The 17,130-nt window shown below is 67.3% G+C and carries 15 protein-coding genes; 8 read left to right on the top strand and 7 right to left on the bottom strand.

The features are described 5' to 3' along the window. The first annotated feature begins 100 nt into the window (after positions 1-100). From ACQY46_RS00955 to ACQY46_RS00940, 4 genes are all read left to right on the top strand, one after another. Positions 101-2,113 (top strand): L,D-transpeptidase family protein, encoded by a 2,013-nt coding sequence (locus ACQY46_RS00955; RefSeq protein WP_428698457.1) that lies wholly within the window; start codon positions 101-103, stop codon positions 2,111-2,113. A gap of 215 nt (positions 2,114-2,328) precedes the next feature. Further along, complete coding sequence (locus ACQY46_RS00950) at positions 2,329-3,036, top strand: FkbM family methyltransferase (protein WP_428698456.1); 708 nt, start codon at positions 2,329-2,331, stop codon at positions 3,034-3,036. Positions 3,037-3,069: 33 nt separating this feature from the next. Beyond that, positions 3,070-4,056 (top strand): hypothetical protein, encoded by a 987-nt coding sequence (locus ACQY46_RS00945; protein ID WP_428698455.1) that lies wholly within the window; start codon positions 3,070-3,072, stop codon positions 4,054-4,056. Between the two features lie 225 nt (positions 4,057-4,281). Next, entirely contained in the window at positions 4,282-6,069 is a 1,788-nt protein-coding gene (locus ACQY46_RS00940) for a DUF882 domain-containing protein (RefSeq protein WP_428698454.1), read from the top strand. A gap of 259 nt (positions 6,070-6,328) precedes the next feature. Here ACQY46_RS00940 and ACQY46_RS00935 read toward each other — a convergent pair whose 3' ends face one another. After that, complete coding sequence (locus ACQY46_RS00935) at positions 6,329-7,129, bottom strand: tetratricopeptide repeat protein (protein ID WP_428698453.1); 801 nt, start codon at positions 7,127-7,129, stop codon at positions 6,329-6,331. 418 nt (positions 7,130-7,547) lie between these two features. Then, entirely contained in the window at positions 7,548-7,775 is a 228-nt protein-coding gene (gene rpsU, locus ACQY46_RS00930; protein ID WP_029059436.1) for a 30S ribosomal protein S21, read from the bottom strand. 517 nt (positions 7,776-8,292) lie between these two features. Here rpsU and ACQY46_RS00925 point away from each other — a divergent pair. Continuing rightward, entirely contained in the window at positions 8,293-9,684 is a 1,392-nt protein-coding gene (locus ACQY46_RS00925; RefSeq protein WP_428698452.1) for an MATE family efflux transporter, read from the top strand. 65 nt (positions 9,685-9,749) lie between these two features. On the opposite strand, the gene ACQY46_RS00920 is transcribed toward ACQY46_RS00925, so the two are convergent. From ACQY46_RS00920 to ACQY46_RS00910, 3 genes are all read right to left on the bottom strand, one after another. After that, a complete protein-coding gene (locus ACQY46_RS00920; protein WP_428698451.1) occupies positions 9,750-10,850 on the bottom strand; it encodes a 5-(carboxyamino)imidazole ribonucleotide synthase in 1,101 nt (366 codons plus the stop codon). 23 nt (positions 10,851-10,873) lie between these two features. Further along, positions 10,874-11,371 (bottom strand): 5-(carboxyamino)imidazole ribonucleotide mutase, encoded by a 498-nt coding sequence (gene purE / locus ACQY46_RS00915; RefSeq protein ID WP_428698450.1) that lies wholly within the window; start codon positions 11,369-11,371, stop codon positions 10,874-10,876. Between the two features lie 162 nt (positions 11,372-11,533). Next, a complete protein-coding gene (locus ACQY46_RS00910; RefSeq protein WP_306027946.1) occupies positions 11,534-11,755 on the bottom strand; it encodes a YdcH family protein in 222 nt (73 codons plus the stop codon). Positions 11,756-12,224: 469 nt separating this feature from the next. Between ACQY46_RS00910 and ACQY46_RS00905 the strand changes: the two genes are divergently transcribed. Next, a complete protein-coding gene (locus ACQY46_RS00905) occupies positions 12,225-12,404 on the top strand; it encodes a YdcH family protein (protein ID WP_428698449.1) in 180 nt (59 codons plus the stop codon). 97 nt (positions 12,405-12,501) lie between these two features. On the opposite strand, the gene ACQY46_RS00900 is transcribed toward ACQY46_RS00905, so the two are convergent. Both ACQY46_RS00900 and ACQY46_RS00895 read right to left on the bottom strand, forming a co-directional pair. After that, positions 12,502-14,139 (bottom strand): acyl-CoA synthetase, encoded by a 1,638-nt coding sequence (locus ACQY46_RS00900; RefSeq protein ID WP_428698448.1) that lies wholly within the window; start codon positions 14,137-14,139, stop codon positions 12,502-12,504. Positions 14,140-14,256: 117 nt separating this feature from the next. Then, on the bottom strand, positions 14,257-15,051 hold the full coding sequence (locus tag ACQY46_RS00895; RefSeq protein ID WP_428698447.1) for a sulfite exporter TauE/SafE family protein: 795 nt from the start codon (positions 15,049-15,051) through the stop codon (positions 14,257-14,259). 287 nt (positions 15,052-15,338) lie between these two features. On the opposite strand from ACQY46_RS00895, the gene ACQY46_RS00890 reads away from it, so the two are divergent. Continuing rightward, on the top strand, positions 15,339-15,599 hold the full coding sequence (locus ACQY46_RS00890) for a helix-turn-helix domain-containing protein (RefSeq protein WP_428698446.1): 261 nt from the start codon (positions 15,339-15,341) through the stop codon (positions 15,597-15,599). An 86-nt stretch (positions 15,600-15,685) separates the two neighbouring features. Then, on the top strand, positions 15,686-16,918 hold the full coding sequence (locus ACQY46_RS00885) for a type II toxin-antitoxin system HipA family toxin (RefSeq protein WP_428698445.1): 1,233 nt from the start codon (positions 15,686-15,688) through the stop codon (positions 16,916-16,918). The last annotated feature ends 212 nt before the right edge of the window (positions 16,919-17,130 follow it).

Raw genomic sequence — 17,130 nt, 5'->3', positions numbered from 1 at the left:
GCATTGGCCGGCCGGGGACGTCTTGTTAACCTTGCGTGATGGCGAATCCGTGCGGCCGCAGGGCCGGGCGATCCCCGACCCTCTATCCGGAACAGGCGACATGGCCCGCTCGATCTTCTCCCGCCCCCTCGACCATAGCCTTGTCCTGGGCCGCATGCTGGCGCTTGCCGCGATGACGGGCCTTGCGGCATCGCCGGCCGCGGCCACGACGCAGGAGGCAGAAGCCGCCGTGCCGGGGACGGCCGTCGTCGCACCGCTGCCGGCCGGAGCTTTGGAGAGCCTGCTGTCTTCGGGCGAGGCCTTCACGGAGGCCGACCGCGCCGCGCCCTATCTGACCGGCGCCCGCCGGCAGGCGCTCGCCGCCTTCTACAAGGGACGTGGCCAGGAACCGCTGTGGACGCGCGACGACGTGCCGACGCTTGCCGCCCGCCGCCTGATCGCGCGGCTGGGACAAGCCGGTCGCGACGGCCTGAAGGAGGCCGACTACGCGCTTCCCGCCGATCTCGCGCGCACCGCCGGGCGGCTCGATGAAACGCGCGCGGCGCGTTTCGAGGTGCTGCTGTCGGCCGCGCTCATGGCCTATGCCGACCATGCGCAGGCCGGGCGTCTGGAACCGGACAGCCTGTCGAAGAACATCACGCTCGCACCCGAGCGCCCGGACCCGGCAGCGGTCATGGCAGCGCTTGCCGCCGCCGCCGACCCGGTGGCGCGGCTCGACCTCTACAATCCGCAGCATCCGGGCTTCCAGGCCTTGCGCGCCAAGCTCGCCGAACTGACCCGCCCGGGCCTTGCGAGCGAAGCGCCGCCGGTGGTGCCGGAGGGCAAGACGCTGAAGCAGGGCATGCGCGATGCGCGCGTGGTCATCCTGCGCGAGCGCCTCGGCCTGGAGGTCGCGGCGGACGCGAGCGAGGCGGTGGCGGCCGAGGCCGCGAGCGAGACGACCCTGGCCGACGCGGCCGAAGTCGCGGGCGAAGCCGTTGCCGACGCGGCGGAGGAGAACGCTGGCGGGCAGGTCGCAGACGCACAGGTCGCCGGCGCCGACGTCGCCACCGACGCGGTGGCGGATGCGACGGACGAGGACCTTTTCGACGCCGACGTGAAGGCGGCGGTGCTGGCCTTCCAGAGCGACAACGGCCTGCATCCCGACGGGGTCGTGGGGCCGCGCACGCTGCTGGCGCTGAACGCGGTTTCCGACGACGGCATGGCGGTTTCCGACATCGTCGCCAACCTGGAGCGCTGGCGCTGGATGCCGCGCGAGCTCGGCGCCTTCCACATCTTCGTCAACATCCCGGAGTTCAAGGCGCGGCTGTTCCGCGACGGGGCCCAAGTCTACGAGACGCGGGTTGTGGTCGGCAAATCGTCGAACCAGACGCCGGTGTTTTCCGACGTGATGGACCACGTCATCGTCAACCCGTACTGGAACGTGCCCTATTCGATCGCCTCGGAGGAACTGCTGCCCTCGATCGCGGCCGATCCCTCCTATCTGGCGCGCAAGAATTACGAGGTCGTCGCCGGCGGGCGGGTGGTCAATGCCGGCGCGGTCGACTGGGCCAGCGTCAACCTGCGCTCCGTGCGCATCCGTCAGCGCCCTGGCGGGGGCAATGCGCTTGGCCAGATCAAGTTCATGTTCCCCAACCGCCATTCCGTCTACCTGCACGACACGCCGTCGAAGAGCCTGTTCGCCCGTCCGAGCCGGGCCTTCTCGCATGGCTGCGTCCGGGTGCAGGACCCGTTCGACTTCGCCGACGCGCTGCTGCAGCTCGACCCGAACTGGAACGCGGCGAAGCTCAAGGCGATGGTGGGCGGGAGCGAGAAGCGCGTCGACCTGACGAAGTCCGTTCCGGTGCATCTCGCCTATTTCACCGCCTTCGTCGACGAGGCCGGCAAGCTGCAGCGGCGACCGGATATCTACGGCCACAACGCGGTGCTGACCAAGGCGCTGGAGATCGAGGGCTGGCAGGACTGGCAGCGTTTCGCGGTGGCGGCGCCGGTGAAGCGGGCACGGGCGGAAATCCGCCCCCTCGAACCCGTCCGCGAGCGCAGCCCGGCGGACATCCGCGCCGAGCGCCAGCGGATGTTCCAGCTGCGCCAGCGGGCGGCATCGGACTACTGAGCCGGGGCCTGGCAGCCAAGATCAACGCATCGCCGGCAACCGCGTGCAATTCCGCGGTTCCGTTCCCGGTGATTTGAGATACATGTTTGCAAGATCGAATCCCGCGGGGGGCTGCGGTTCGGGTTCGGGTGCTGTGACCGGCGGTGCGTGCGCGGGGACAGGTCCCTGCCGGCCTGTCGGCAACCCCGCGCAACTGAACCGGCGGGGCAGATTCAATGGCCGATGTATCGCGGGCGAAACCGCGCAACCCGATCGCGAAGCTGGCGAGGAGCCTTGCCAAGCGCGTGCGGCGGTTGCGCGAGGGCGGCGATGAGCGGCGTTTCCTCAGCCGGGCGCACGGCATTGTCCATGTCGGTGCGAACAGCGGACAGGAAGCGCCGTCCTATGCCCGGCTCGGCGTGCCGGTGTTCTGGATCGAGCCACTGCCCGACGTTTTCGCAGCGCTTCAGGAGCGCATCTCCAGCTATCGGCTCCAGCAGGCGGTCCGGGCGCTGGTGTCCGACAGCGACGGGGCGGAGGTCGATTTCCACGTGGCGGGCGAATCGTCCTCCATGTTCGCCTTTGCCGAGCACAAGAAGCTCTGGCCCGAGATCGACGCCAGCGGCATCCTGCGACTGACCACGTCGCGTCTCGACACGCTGATGCAGGCCCACGGGCTTTCCTCGCCGCCATACGATGCCCTGGTGATCGACACACAGGGAGCCGAGCTGCTGGTGCTGAAAGGTGCCGGCGACCGGCTGGCGGGCTTTGATCGGATTGTCGCCGAGGCCGCCGATTTCGAGGCCTATCGCGGGGCGACCAATGTCGAGGAACTGACGGCGTTTCTCGCCGGACACGGCTTTCAGCTGCGGCACAAGGCCTCGATGGCAAGCCTCAAGGGCGTCGGCACTTATTACAATCTCTACTTCAAGCGTTCACACTGAGCGGATCCATCACGTCCAGGCGGTCGATTGAAAATGCTGAACAAGCTTGTCGACGAAATGCGGTATTCGGGGCGCTTCGCCTGGGTCAGTGCCAAGAAAACGCTCGGCATATCGCCGAAATCGGACAAGGCGCATCTTTGCGAGCGCATCGTGCGGGGGATCGCACGCGGGCGGATCCATCCCGATAGCGCGTTCACCGCCGGCATTCGCCCGGACGGGCTCGGGGCCGTGATGATCCAGCGGCTCAGCATCCAGGCCGCAGCATCCGATATGGGCTTTGCCTACTATCACAAGCCGTTCGATTTCGTCGGGCACCAGGAGATGGAGCTCGAGGCCTGGGTCCGTCACTGCGAGGCGGAGTTCGATCTCGGACACGGGTTGCCTCAGTCTGCGGAGTGCGAGCTGCCCTACGTCGAGTTCCTCGACTACGCGGTTGACGAAAGGCTCTGGCGGGAGCCGCATCTGATCGGCTTCCGTGAAATGTTCCGCTACTGCAATGCCCGTCCACACCTGATGGACAGCCTGCCCTGGGGAGCCCGCTATCGCGCCAGGGCCCGGATGCATGTTCGATCGGCACCGGACACGTGCCGGGTCGCCGTCCATGTCCGGCGCGGCGACGTCAGCCGCGCGGAGACCACGAAGCGCTTCACGCCCAACGCCGCCATCCTGCGCAGCATCGAGGGCGTCGTGCGGGAGTTGGAGGCATGTGGCCTTGCTCATGAGGTCGAGATCCATAGCAACGGGTCGCCGGAGGAGCTCAGGGAGTTCCTTGATCGCGGCTACCGGATATCCGATGCGCCGGGGGCGATCGAGTCGTTCCGGAGCCTGGTCACCGCCGATGTCCTGGTGATGGCCAAGAGCACCTTCAGCTATGTCGCGGGACTTGCCGCCAGCGGTGTCGTTGTCTATGAGCCGCAAGACTATGCGCGCGTGCCGCGCTGGGTGGAGAGGAACGGCGACGGAACGATCGTCGACGAACAGCTTCGCGAGGCACTCGCCCGGCTCGGTCCGCGGGGCTGATTTCGGAACACGGCCGGGCCGCGCGACCGCCTTTGGGGGCCCATTGGGCGGGGCAGCGCGACGAAAACGCCTGCCACCGGTATTTTTTTCGATATTGATGCGCATTTGCCACGATTTGCGCTCATTTCGGAATACGGTAAAGGCTTCTTAACCTCGGTCCCTTACATCAGTCCATCTGGGGGGCGATGTACGGCGATACCGCCGGCAAACAAGCGAGACTGAACATTGCTCGAGGCATGGTTCTTCCGGCTGCGATATCGCGCGTTGCCAGTGCTGGCGCTTGCGGCGTTTGCCTGCGCGCTGCTGCTGCCGATTTCGATCGCCCCCGCGCTTGCCGAAACCCGGACGCTGAAGCTCTACAACACGCATACGCATGAGCGCGTGTCGATCACCTTCAAGCGCAACGGCCGCTACATCTCCGAGGGGCTGCGCGACCTGAACCGGTTCCTGCGCGACTGGCGGCGCAACGAAATCACCAAGATGGATCCCGAGCTCTTCGATCTTGTCTGGGAGGTCTATCAGGCCGCCGGCACGGGCGAGGCGATCCACGTGGTCTCCGGATACCGCTCGCCGGCCACCAACAACATGCTGCGCAGCCGCTCGCGCGGCGTTGCCAAATCCAGCCAGCATACGCGCGGCCGGGCGATGGACTTCTACATTCCCGGCGTCAGTGTCGCCAAGCTAAGGGCGCTCGGCCTGCGCAAGGAAGTCGGTGGCGTCGGCTTCTACCCGACCTCGCGCTCGCCCTTCGTGCACATGGACACCGGCTCCGTGCGTCACTGGCCTCGCATGACCCGATCGCAGCTTGCCAAGGTCTTCCCGCGCGGCGACACCATTCACGTTCCCACCGACGGCAAGAAGATGCCGGGCTATGCCCAGGCGCTTGCCCGCCACAAGAGCGGCGCCTCCAGCCGGCCGACGGCTGTTGCCAGTGCCTCGTCGCCCTCGCGTCCGCTGCGTCCGGCCGGTGAACTGGCCGAAGGCAATATCCGCGCGCCGCTTCCCGGAAGCACGCGCGGCGGTCCGGGGCTTCTCGCCCGCATCTTCGGCGGCGACGAGGACGAGGGCGAGGATACCGGTGCGTCTCCGACACCGCCCGCTGCCGTCCGGTCCACCGAACGCACGCAAGTGGCCAGCGCAACGCCGGCACCGCCTCCGGTGCCCTCGCAGGCGCCTCCGGGCGTGCGGGCGGCCGAACCGGCCCCGCAGCCTGAAGCCGTACCCGATCCCGTGGTCGTCGCCCAACTGGTGCCGCAGGCCAAGCCCGCCGGGTTCTCGGCGATCGTCGCGGCCGCGACAGCCGGTGCCGTCGCGCCAGGCACGCTCGAGGCGCAGGCCCAGCGTCTTGCCAACGGCCTGCCGCCGGTGGATCAGCCGCCGACGCAGACGGCGTCCGTTCTTGCTCCGGCCCAGCCCGTGGCGGTCGCCTCCGCGCCGCTTGCCAAGCCGGCCGAACTGCGACAGGGCCCGCTCGGCCAGGGGCAGGGGGGGAACGCCGTTCTGGCCTCTATGGTTCCGCGCCCGGCCCCGGCGGACGGGGTTTCCGCCATCGCTGCGGCAACCGGTGCGACCCAACCCTCGGCCAAGCCGCAGTCCGACATCACGGGCGCCACGCTGGCCTATGCACCGGCCGCCGTCGCGGCATCGGCAAGCGCCCCCGTGGGCGTGCCGCAACGTCGCGCCGTTCCGCCCGCAGGAGCCGCCAAGGCGGCGCGCGCCTCCGTTTCCGGCCGCGTGCCTGAGCCGGTTGTCCGCGATCCGCTTGCCCGCTTCGCCGCCTTGCCGGACCGCACCGCGCTGCCTGACCTGATTTCCGGGCGGACAACCACGCGCACGCTGACCTTCGCAAGGCTGCAGCATCCCAACCAGCGCCGACTGGAGCTTCTGCTGGCGCCCGGTGGCCGCGTTTTCGCGAACCGCTTCGGCACCACCCAGAGTGCGGCTTCGCCGCCGCGCGCGGACCGCTTCGAGGGTCCCGCCGTCGTGCTGCTGCCGGTGTTCTCGCTGCAATAGCCAACGGCGCCGGCCTGACCGGGTTGCGTCTGCGGCGAAAGTTGGCCGACAGCGGCATCAAGAGACCAACCAGACACGAAAACGCCGGCACGGACAGAGCTCCGTGCCGGCGTTTTCGTGTCTGGTCGCCCGCGAGCAAGGTGGAAGTCGGGCGGTGATCGGTGGGGCCGGGCAGGTGCCGAGCGGGCCAGGCGCAAGTCGGGCAGGCACTGCCGGAGCCGGTCCAGACCGGCGTTCCGGTGTCCCTTCCCGGTTGCGATCAGCCCCGGTCGAGACGTCCGATGCCGTCGCGGGCGATGCCGTTGGAGGCGTCGATGCCGAGCGCGCGATTGTAGGAACGGCGTGCGTCGTTGTTCTGGCCAAGCGTTTCCAGGGCAACACCGCGATTGGCCCAGGCGACGGCAGAGCGCTTGTCGCGGTTGACCGCATCGGAGAGATCGGAGAGGGCGGCCTTGGGATCGTTCAGCGCCAGATAGGATGTGCCCCGGGCGATATACGGCTCTGCCGCGTTCGGATCGAGGCCGATCGCCGTGGCGAAATTCTCCACCGCCTGCGTGTGGTTGCCCTGCGCCTGATAGATCAGCCCGCGATTGTGAAAGGCGCGCGCATTGCTCGAATCGAGCCGGATCGCCGCGTCGAAATCGGCCAGCGCCAGATCGTTGCGGCCAAGCGCGCGATAGGCATTGCCCCGGCCGACAAGGGCAAGATCGTAGTCGGGCTTGATGCGCAGGGCGGCGCTGTAATCGTTGACGGCGGCCTGCAGGTCGCCCATCCGCCGATAGACCAGCGCCCGGTTGGCGTAGGACTGGTAGGAATTGGGGGCCAGCTGCAGGGCGGTGTTGAAGTCGGCGATGGCATTCTCGAAACGGCCGGCCTGACCATAGGCGATGCCACGGGTGTTGTAGGCGGAGGCATCGCGGGGATTGGCCTCGATCACGGCATTGAGCGAATCGATGTTGGCCGCCGACCCGGCCGAGCGGTCGATGGGGACGCCGGAGGAAAAGCTCGAGGTCTGGCAACCGGAGACCAGCAGGCCGACGGCCATCAGCGCGCCGGCCACGAATGCTTCCGTCCTGGGCTCACGCCGGGATTTCGCCAACATCATCAATGCACGATACCTCGATACTGCGTTTTCAACCGTGTCCTGGACAATGGCATGGCCGGGACGAGGGTTCCACCCGTCGGATACCGGCATGCCGGCGATACGGGGACTTTTGTCCGGGTGAAAGGCAATGCCGGCGCCGAAACCCGGAGGTCGGCAGAGTGCCGGGCGATTCGGGCGGAAACCCGGCGCTGCCCGACATGGCTCACGACCTGGCTCCCGATCCGGCCCCTGCAAGGGGGGCGGACAGGGATACGCCGCTTGTCATGCATCGGCACATACGCCTTCGCCTCCGTGCCGGGCAAGGACCGCGGCAGGAGGCGAAAGACGAAACTCTTGTGGCTGAACGACCGGACCGTGCCGGCCGGGCCGGAAACTACCGGCGCGGAGCCTTGCTCGGCAGAAGGCCTTCGCGCTGGGCGCGCTTGCGCGCCAGCTTGCGGGCGCGGCGAACGGCCTCGGCCTTCTCGCGAGCCTTCTTTTCGGAGGGCTTCTCGTAGTGGCCGCGAAGCTTCATCTCGCGAAAGATGCCTTCGCGCTGCATTTTCTTCTTCAGCGCCTTGAGCGCCTGATCGACATTGTTGTCGCGGACCAGAACCTGCACGCGTCTTTTCCCATCGTGTTTGCACGGGATGCGGGAACTGCATCCTGCGCCGGAGCTATTCAATGTGATGCGGAAGCGAAGTCAGACCGCAATCGAACCCGATTGCCATCCGGAAAGGGGCTGCCACATGCACAAAGACTTGGCTGCGCCGCCCTCACGTCGCTAATCAGGCCGTTGTGTTACCAGAGGCCGTGAGGCTTGTCCACCGGCATAATCCCGTTTGAGGGCATGTTTTCCGCCTGCGGACAGGCCGGTGCGGGGCGGTCCCGGGACTGCCCGGGGCGGATGGCAGCGGGTGCGTGCAGGCATGGCTCGCCCTCTGGACAGGGTTGTGGCGGGCAGCTAGGAATGGCGCGTGCCCGCAGCGGGTCGCGGGAGCATTTTTTGCTCCTTCCGAGCCGTGTGCCGCCAGCCGCTTCCTCGCCTTACGCGGTCCACCAGAAGGCGAAACCCCGTCATTTTGCGGCAGGTCCGTACGTTTCGTGCCGCCGCCCGCAAAAATGTTTCTGGAGTTGGAATGATGAACGGTTCGTTGTCGGCAAGGCCGGCGGGCCGCACGGCCGGCCTTTGGCGCGGCGATGTGCTGCCGACGCTGAAGCTCGGAGCGCCGATTGCCGGCGCGCAGGTGGCCCAGATGGCAATCAACACCACCGACGTGCTGATGATCGGCTGGCTGGGGGCGACGGAACTGGCCGCCGCGGTGCTGGCGTTCAACCTCTTCATCGTCATCTGGCTGTTCGGCATGGGCGTGCTGCAGGCGGTGATCCCGCTTGCCGCGCGTGCGCGCGGCGAAAGGCGCGCGCGCGACCTGCGCCGTGCGGTGAGGATGGGCTTCTGGTTCGTCGCCTTCTACTGCGTGCCGGCCTGGGGGATCATGTGGTTCACGGAGGACCTGCTGGTCGCTCTCGGGCAGGACGCGCGGGTGTCGGAACTGGCGGGCATCTATGCGCGGATCATGATGTTCTCGATGCTGCCGTCGCTGATGACGATGGCGCTGCGCAGCTTCATCACGGTGATGGAGCGGGCACAGATCGTGCTGTGGGCAACGATTGTCGGCGCCGTTCTCAATGCGTTGATCGACTACCTGCTGATCTTCGGCAATCTCGGGTTTCCGCGGCTGGAGCTCGTCGGCGCGGCGGTTGCCTCGGTCGCCACCTCGAGCCTTACCTGTGCCATCCTGGTCGGCTGCGTGCTGCGCGACCGGCAGTTGCGGCGCTACGCGGTGTTCGGCCGGCTGTGGCGCTCCGACTGGTCGAAGCTCGGCGAGATCGTCAGGCTCGGCTGGCCGATCGCGGTGACGCTCCTGGTCGAGGTCGGGCTGTTCTCGGGAACCTCCGTGCTGATGGGCTGGATCGGGACGATCGACCTTGCCGCGCACGGGATCGCGACGCAGCTCGGTTCGCTCACCTTCATGGTGCCGATCGGCATCGGCCAGGCGGCGATGATCCGCATCGGCCTTGCCGCCGGTCGTGGCGACAGGTCGGCGGTCGGCCGGGCCGGCTGGACGGGCTTCGGCCTGGGGCTCGTGTTCATGAGCCTGTGCGCCATCTCGTTCTGGCTGTTTCCGCAGACCCTGGTGGGCCTGTTCCTCGATTTCGACAATCCGGATGCGGCCGAGGTGCTTGCCATCGGGGTCGGCTTCGTCGCCATCGCGGCGCTGTTCCAGGTGTTCGACGGCACCCAGGTGATCGGTTCCAGCCTGCTGCGCGGCCTGTCGGACACGAAGGTGCCGATGGTCATCGCCGTGGTCGGCTACTGGGTCATCGGCATGGGCGCCGCCTACGGGCTCGGCTTCCCGCTCGGCTTCGGCGGCATCGGCATCTGGTGGGGACTGGCGGCCGGGCTTGCCGTGGTCGCCGTGGTGGTGATGTGGCGCTTCGCGCTGCGCGAGAAGCTCGGGCTGATCTGACGAGACACTCTGGCGCCGGCCGGCGGGCGGATGCCTGCCGGCTCCCCTCGGGGGGATGGTGTTTCTCAGGGGCGCAGGAGCCGCAGCCGGTTGACATGGCCCATCTTGCGGCCCGGCCGGCTCTCCGCCTTGCCATAGAGGTGCAGGGATGCGCCCGGTTCGGCAAGGATACGCGCCCAGTCGTCGGCCTCCGCGCCGATCAGGTTCTCCATGGTGACGTCCGAGTGGCGCTCGGCGCTGCCGAGCGGCCAGCCGGCGACCGCGCGGATGTGCTGCTCGAACTGGGAGACCTGGCAGGCCGCTTCCGTCCAGTGGCCGGAATTGTGCACCCGCGGAGCGATCTCGTTGACCAGGATGCGCTGCGGCGCGCCCTCGGGCAGCACGAAGATCTCGACCCCGATCACGCCGACATAGCCGAGCTTCTCGCAGATCGTCTCGGCCATGGCGCGGGCCGCGGCGGCGAGCTCGGCATCGATGCCGGCGGGAACGGTCGAGGTCTTGAGAATGTGGTCGCGGTGGACGTTTTCCGCTACGTCATAGGCCCGCACCGTGCCATCGACGCCGCGCGCCGCGATCACCGAGACCTCACGCTCGAAGGGCACGAAGGCCTCGAGGATGGCCGGCACGCGGCCGAGTCGCGAATGGGCGTCGCGCGCCTCCGCCGCGGAGCGCAGCAGGGTCTGCCCCTTGCCGTCATAGCCGAGCCGCCGCGTCTTCAGGATGCCCTTGCCGCCGAGCCGCTCCAGCGCCGGGGCGACCTCGGTATCGGCATCGATGGCGGCGAAATCGGCGACGGGAATGCCGGCCTCGCGCAAGAAGGTTTTTTCCGACAGGCGGTCCTGGGAGACGGCGAGCGCATCCGCGCCCGGGCGTACCGGTATGCGGGCGGCGAGATGGGCGGCCGTGGGGCCGGGCACGTTCTCGAACTCATAGGTCACGACATCGACGGAGGAGGCGAAGATGTCGAGCGCGGAGGTGTCGTCGTAGCCGGCGATGGTGTGGGTGCTCGCCACCTCGAAGGCCGGGCTCTCGGGATCGGGACACAGGACATGGGTCCTGAGTCCAAGGGGCGCCGCGGCCAGCGCCAGCATGCGACCAAGCTGGCCGCCGCCGAGAATGCCGATCGTGTCGCCGGGCTTCAGGATGCGGGCGTTGGAAGACGTCATGCCGTGCTCTCGTTCCTGGTTGGTCAGGCGTCGTCGACGGGCCGTTCCGCGACGGCGGCGCTCTGGCGCTGGCGCCAGGCATCAAGCCGTCCGGCGAGTTCCGGATCGTTCAAGGCGAGCACGGAAGCGGCAAGCAGCGCCGCGTTGACGGCGCCGGCCCGCCCGATGGCCAGTGTACCGACCGGAATGCCCGCAGGCATCTGGACGATGGACAGCAGGCTGTCCTCGCCCTTCAGGGTGCGGGATTCGATCGGCACGCCGAAAACGGGGAGCGGCGTCATCGAGGCGGCCATTCCCGGCAGGTGGGCGGCGCCGCCGGCACCGGCGATCACCACCTTGAAGCCGGCGTCGCGCGCGCCCCGGGCAAAATCGTAGAGCCGTTGCGGGGTGCGATGGGCCGAAACGATACGCGCGTCATGGGGAACGCCGAGCGCGTCCAGCGTTTCGGCCGCGTGTTTCATGGTGGGCCAGTCCGACTGACTGCCCATGATGATCGCCACCTGCGGTTTGTTGTCGCTCATGCGCGCCCCTGCTTGCCCGTGCCGTACCTGCATGCAAGCCGGCCGGCGTCCTGAAAGGCTCCGCACTATAGGCAGCGCCCTGCCGGGTGCAAGTGCGAAGGAGGGGGAGCCGCCATGCACGGGGTCACCGGCACCGGCGTGTGCCGGCGATCCGGCGGGGGGTCAGGCGATGATGTCGGGAAGCAGACGGTCTTCCAGGGTGGTGATGCGGTCCTTGAGCGCCAGTTTCTTCTTCTTCAGGCGCTGCATCTGAAGGGCGTCCGCCCGGCCGGTGCCGGCCATGGCGTCGATCGCCATGTCGAGGTCGCGGTGTTCCTGCCGCAACCGCGCAAGTTCGATCCGCACGGCCTTTTCGTCGATCTCGCTGCCCATGCCCGCATCCATGCCTTGTACTCCACACTGCCGGTATGAATGCCGGGCCCTGAACACCCGGCGTGGCCGCCGGCACGCCTGTGCCCGGTCGCCGCAACAGGACCCGGCCACCCGATCCCGGCCGAAGCGGGGTCGGCGCGCCCCGGCCCGCCTGCTCCGCGCGGCCCCTGCCGCCGCGCATGAAAACCAGAATACCGCGTGCGCGTCTCCGTTGGTAGACCCTGCGGAACGCCGGGGTGCATTCTCGTGCCGTGGCGGGCCGTGCCGGGCGACCGGGGAGCGGCCGGTCATTTCGTCGCGCCTGCTCAAGAACGGCTCCGGGGCTGTTCGCGGAAGGGACGAAACGAAATGCGAACGCTGCGTAAACCGGGCGGTAACGGCGAATGCGGAACGCTTGCGCGCGGTCCCGGAACCGTTCGACAGACGCTGGCACCTATGTCACACTGATGTCGTCAAACGCGAATAGGCAAGGAGGTTATCCATGTCCCTTCAGTCGCATCTGGTCGAGTTGAAGAAGCGCCACTCGGATCTCGAGAGGAAACTGGAAGAAGCGATGCGCCATCCGAGCGCGGACTCGCTTGAGATCGCAACCCTCAAGCGCCAGAAACTCCATCTCAAGGACGAGATCGAGAGGATCCGAACCAACGAGACTTTGCACTGAAGCTCCGTGCATGACACTTGCCGGCGGGTTCGCCCGCCGGTCGACATCAGAAGCCGCGGCAGTGCCGCGGCTTTTGTCGTTTCCGGGCGGGAGGCGGTCAGATCGCCTTGGCCATCTCGCGCAGCACGAATTTCTGCACCTTGCCGGTCGAGGTCTTCGGCAGTTCGGTGAAGACGACGTGGCGGGGAACCTTGAAGCGGGCGAGGCGCCCTCGGCAGAACTCGATCATCTCCTCGTCCGTGACGCTGGCGCCGGGCCGCAATTCGACGAAGGCGCAAGGGGTCTCGCCCCACTTCTCGTCTGGCCGGGCGACCACGGCGGCGGCCATCACGTCGGGATGGCGGAACAGGGCATCCTCGACCTCGATCGAGGAGATGTTCTCGCCGCCGGAAATGATGATGTCCTTGGAGCGGTCCTTGAGCTGGATGTAGCCGTCCTCGTGCAGGACGCCGAGGTCGCCGGAATGGAACCAGCCGCCGGCAAAGGCCTCGTCGGTCGCCTCAGGGTTCTTCAGATAGCCCTTCATCACCACGTTGCCGCGGAACATCACCTCGCCCAGCGTCTCGCCGTCGGCGGGCACCGGTTGCATCGTCTGCGGATCGAGCACCGTCAGGTCCTCGAGTGCCACGTAGCGCACGCCCTGGCGCGCCTTCAGCGCCGCCTGTTCGGCCGCCGGCCGCTCGTTCCACTCGACCTTCCAGTCGTTGACGACGGCGGGGCCGTAGACCTCGGTCAACCCGTAGAGGTGGGTGACGTTGAAGCCCGCCTCCTTCATCGCGGCGAGCACCGTCTCGGGCGGCGGGGCGGCTGCGGTGAAGAACTCGACGATGCGGCCGGCAAGGTCGCGCTTGTCGGCGTCGGCTGCGTTGAGGATCGTCGACATGACCACCGGCGCGCCGCACAGATGGGTGACGCCCTCGTCGGCAAGGGCGTCCCAGATCGGCTTCTGGCGCACCCAGCGCAGGCAGACATGGGTGCCGGCCACGACCGAGATCGACCAGGGAAAACACCAGCCGTTGCAGTGGAACATCGGCAGGGTCCACAGATAGACCGGGTGCTTTGCCATCGAGGCGGTGAGGATGTTGGCCTGGGCAAGCAGGTAGGCGCCGCGATGGTGGTAGACGACGCCCTTGGGGTTTCCGGTCGTTCCCGATGTGTAGTTGAGCGAGATCGCGTCCCATTCGTCCTCGGGCAGAGACCAAGCGAAATCCGGGTCGCCGGAGGCGACGAAGGCCTCGTAGTCGAGCGTGCCGAGCCGCTCTCCCTCCTGCGGGAACTCCGGATCGTCATAGTCGATGACGAGCGGGGTGACGCTGGCCAGCGCCAGGGCCTCCTTCATGACGGGGGCGAACTCGCGGTCGGTGATGACCAGCTTCGTCTCCGCATGGTCGAGCTGAAAGGCGAGGACGGCGGCGTCGAGGCGGGTGTTGAGCGAATGCAGCACGGCGCCCGTCATCGGCACGCCGTAATGGGCCTCGAGCATCGGCGGGGTGTTGGAGAGCATCACCGTGACCGTGTCGTTCTTGCCGATGCCGCGGGCGGCGAGAGCCGAGGCGAGGCGGCGGGACCGGGCGTAGAATTCCGCGTAGGAGAAGCGCTGGCGACCGTGAACGATGGCGGTCTGGGCGGGGAACACATGGGCGGCCCGCGCCAGGAAGCTCAGGGGGGAGAGCGGCGTGTGGTTGGCCGTCGTCTTGCCGAGATCGCGCATGTAGGGATTGCCGGTTTCGGCCATTCGTTCCTCCGAGTTTCCATTGCGCCGGGGCCGCCGCGCCGGACGACCTTCCGCTGCGATCATCAAAGCTTCAAAGACGGGCGCGATCAACCGCGATGAGACGGGGGAGGGGCACGCTCATGCAAGCAGGTCGGCGAGCCCGTCCCACAGCAGCTTGACGCCGATGATGCCGACCGCGGCATAGGTGATGCGGTAGAAGAGCGCCGGCTTGATCCGGCGGACCGCCCAGGCCCCGGCCAGCGTTGCCAGCGGCGCCAGCGGCAGCAGCACGGCGGAGGTCGCGAGGTTGACCGTGTCGAACTGGCCGAGCGCGGCATAGGGCACCAGCTTGATTGCGTTCATGGTGGTGAAGAAGATCACCGTGGTGCCGGCAAAGCGCACCGGATCGAGCCTGAGCGGCAGCATGTAGATCTGGTAGGGCGGCCCGCCGGCATGGCTGACGAAACTGGTGAAGCCGGCGATCAGCCCCCAGAAGCGGCCGGTCCATGGGCGCTGGGGTTTCGGTTCGGCGCGCGCCGCGCCGCCGCGAAAGGCGTCGAGCGCGAACAGGATGGCGACGAGGCCGATCAGCAGGCGGACATGCGCATCGCTGACATAGGCCGCGGTCAGATAGCCAAGCCCGATGCCGAGAATGGCGGCCGGCAGCAGGATCTTCAGGCTCGCCGTGTCGTATTTGCCGCGATAGGCGAAGAGACCGGCCATGTCCATGGCGACGAGGATGGGCAGCATGATGCCGGCCGCCTGCACCGGGGCAATGACAAGGCTCATCATCGGCACGCCGAGCAGCGACAGCGGCCCGCCGAAGCCGCCCTTGGCGAGACCGACGAGGATCACCGCCGGAATGGCGAAGGCATAGAAGAGAGGATCGGCGATGGGATGCACGGGGCGGGTCTCGCGGAGAGAGGCTTGCAAGGGGGCGGATCGAATGTGACGGAGAGCTGGCTCGGACCGTTGCCGTCGAAGGGGTTTCGGATTTGCGGAAGCGAACCGCCGCCAGCGCCCCCTTTTCCCGCCACGCGGGTGTCGCGTCAAGCTGCCCGCGCGACGTACCCCGGAGGGCCTTGCGGCATTGCCTGCAGTTTTATACGCTATATCTTATAAAGCTAATTAAGTCGCCACAGCGTATAATTTTAATTTATACGCTATATCAAATATTTTTTTGTTATCTGTTGTGGCGTATAAGAGAGGCGGAGGTGCCCATGACCGACCTTGCACGCAGTCCCAAACAGATCGGCAGCGTCCTGCGGCGCGCCCGCAAGAAGCGAGGCATGAGCCAGGCCGATCTGGGCAGCCGGGCCGGCCTGCGGCAAGGCACGGTCTCACTCATCGAAAACGGCAATCCGGGCGTGCGGATCGAAACGCTGCTTGCCGTGCTGGCGGCGCTCGACCTGGAGTTCCGTATAGAGACGCGTGGCGCAGGCGGTGCCAGCGAGGCCGATCTTGAGGATCTGCTGGGCTAATGGCGCGTCGGCGGACATATCCTCCCTTGCGGGTGTATCTGGGCTCGCAACTGGCCGGGCTCCTTCTCAAGGAGCCGGGCGGTGCCGTGTCATTCCGCTACGAAGCCGCCTGGCTGGCGCGGGCCAATGCGATCCCCGTGTCACTGTCGCTGCCTTTGCGTGAGGAGGCCTACCGTGGAGAACCGGTCTCCGCAGTGTTCGAGAACCTGCTGCCCGATTCCGACGTCCTGCGTCGCCGGATCGCCGAAAAAGTGGGTGCGCGAGGTGTGGATGCCTTCAGTCTGCTGACCCGGATCGGACGCGATTGCGTTGGCGCCTTTCAGTTCGTTCCCGACGACGAGGAACGGGTCGACGACGGCGGAATCGACGGGGAAGCCGTCGATGAGGCGGACATCGAGAGGCTCCTGCGGAACCTTGCCCAGGCGCCTCTGGGGATCGAGAGGGACGACTCGTTCCGGATCTCCCTTGCCGGAGCGCAGGAAAAAACCGCTTTGCTCCGGAACGAGGGACGTTGGCTGAAACCTCGCGGCACGACACCGACGACGCATATCTTCAAGACGCAGATCGGTGTGCTGCCCGACGGCATCAATCTGTCCGACAGCGTCGAGAACGAATTCTACTGCCTGAAGCTGGCCGAGGCGTTCGGCCTGCCGGTCGCTGCCGCGGAGATGCAGACGTTCGGCGAGACGAAGACGCTGGTGATCGAGCGGTTCGACCGTCGGTGGACAGGCGAGGGCCGCCTGTTGCGCCTGCCGCAGGAGGATTGCTGTCAGGCCCTGTCGGTTCCCCCGACACTCAAGTATCAGCGCGATGGCGGACCGGGCATGAGCGATGTTCTGGATCTGCTGAGGGCCAGCGATACGCCTCTCGAGGACCAGGAAACGTTTCTCGCGGCACAGCTTTTCTTTTGGGTGATCGGCGCGACGGACGGCCATGCGAAGAACTTCAGCATCTTCCTGATGCCGGGCGGCGCTTTCCACCTCACGCCGCTCTACGACATCCTCACGGTCCAGCCGCTTCTGGACGCGGGCCAGATCAGGCGGCGGCAGATGAGGCTCGCCATGTCGGCCGGCGACAGCCGGCATTATCGGGTTGACGAGATCCATCCCCGCCACTTTCTCCAGACAGCCGGCCGGGCGAATGTGCCCAAGAGCCTCGTGATGCGGACCCTGGAGCGCATAGCGGACATTGGCGAGCGTGCCTTCCGTCAGGTCGAGGAAACACTGCCGGCGGATTTCCCGGAAAGGTTCCATGCCTCGGTGAGGGCCACCGCCATGCCACGCATTGCGGCGATCTCGAGCAGTCTCGGACTGCTCTAGCTGTGAAGCCTCCGGCGGTGCCGCCGGAGAGCGCTCCGCCGCCTGTCCGCCACCTACGCAAAGCTCCCATTCTCCGAATGTCTAGGCCGGCAAGGCTTGCCTTCGTCCTTTCGGTGACGGCAGATACGCAGTCAAGAATGTCCGGCAGGCGGGCGGGGGCCGGAAGGCCCCGGCGAACGGTGCGGGATGACAAGATGCCTGGCAGGCGCGCC

Source organism: Stappia sp., from assembly GCF_965276915.1.
Lineage (GTDB): Bacteria > Pseudomonadota > Alphaproteobacteria > Rhizobiales > Stappiaceae > Stappia.
Note: the sequence above shows the minus strand (reverse complement) of the source record. Positions and strands in the feature narration are given on the sequence as shown.

Coding starts and splice junctions, on each gene's coding strand:
- ACQY46_RS00955 (WP_428698457.1), top strand. CDS start 101: ATGGCCCGCTCGATCTTCTCCCGCCCCCTCGACCATAGCCTTGTCCTG.
- ACQY46_RS00950 (WP_428698456.1), top strand. CDS start 2,329: ATGGCCGATGTATCGCGGGCGAAACCGCGCAACCCGATCGCGAAGCTG.
- ACQY46_RS00945 (WP_428698455.1), top strand. CDS start 3,070: ATGCTGAACAAGCTTGTCGACGAAATGCGGTATTCGGGGCGCTTCGCC.
- ACQY46_RS00925 (WP_428698452.1), top strand. CDS start 8,293: ATGATGAACGGTTCGTTGTCGGCAAGGCCGGCGGGCCGCACGGCCGGC.
- ACQY46_RS00920 (WP_428698451.1), bottom strand. CDS start 10,850: ATGACGTCTTCCAACGCCCGCATCCTGAAGCCCGGCGACACGATCGGC.
- purE (WP_428698450.1), bottom strand. CDS start 11,371: ATGAGCGACAACAAACCGCAGGTGGCGATCATCATGGGCAGTCAGTCG.
- ACQY46_RS00910 (WP_306027946.1), bottom strand. CDS start 11,755: ATGGATGCGGGCATGGGCAGCGAGATCGACGAAAAGGCCGTGCGGATC.
- ACQY46_RS00905 (WP_428698449.1), top strand. CDS start 12,225: ATGTCCCTTCAGTCGCATCTGGTCGAGTTGAAGAAGCGCCACTCGGAT.
- ACQY46_RS00900 (WP_428698448.1), bottom strand. CDS start 14,139: ATGGCCGAAACCGGCAATCCCTACATGCGCGATCTCGGCAAGACGACG.
- ACQY46_RS00890 (WP_428698446.1), top strand. CDS start 15,339: ATGACCGACCTTGCACGCAGTCCCAAACAGATCGGCAGCGTCCTGCGG.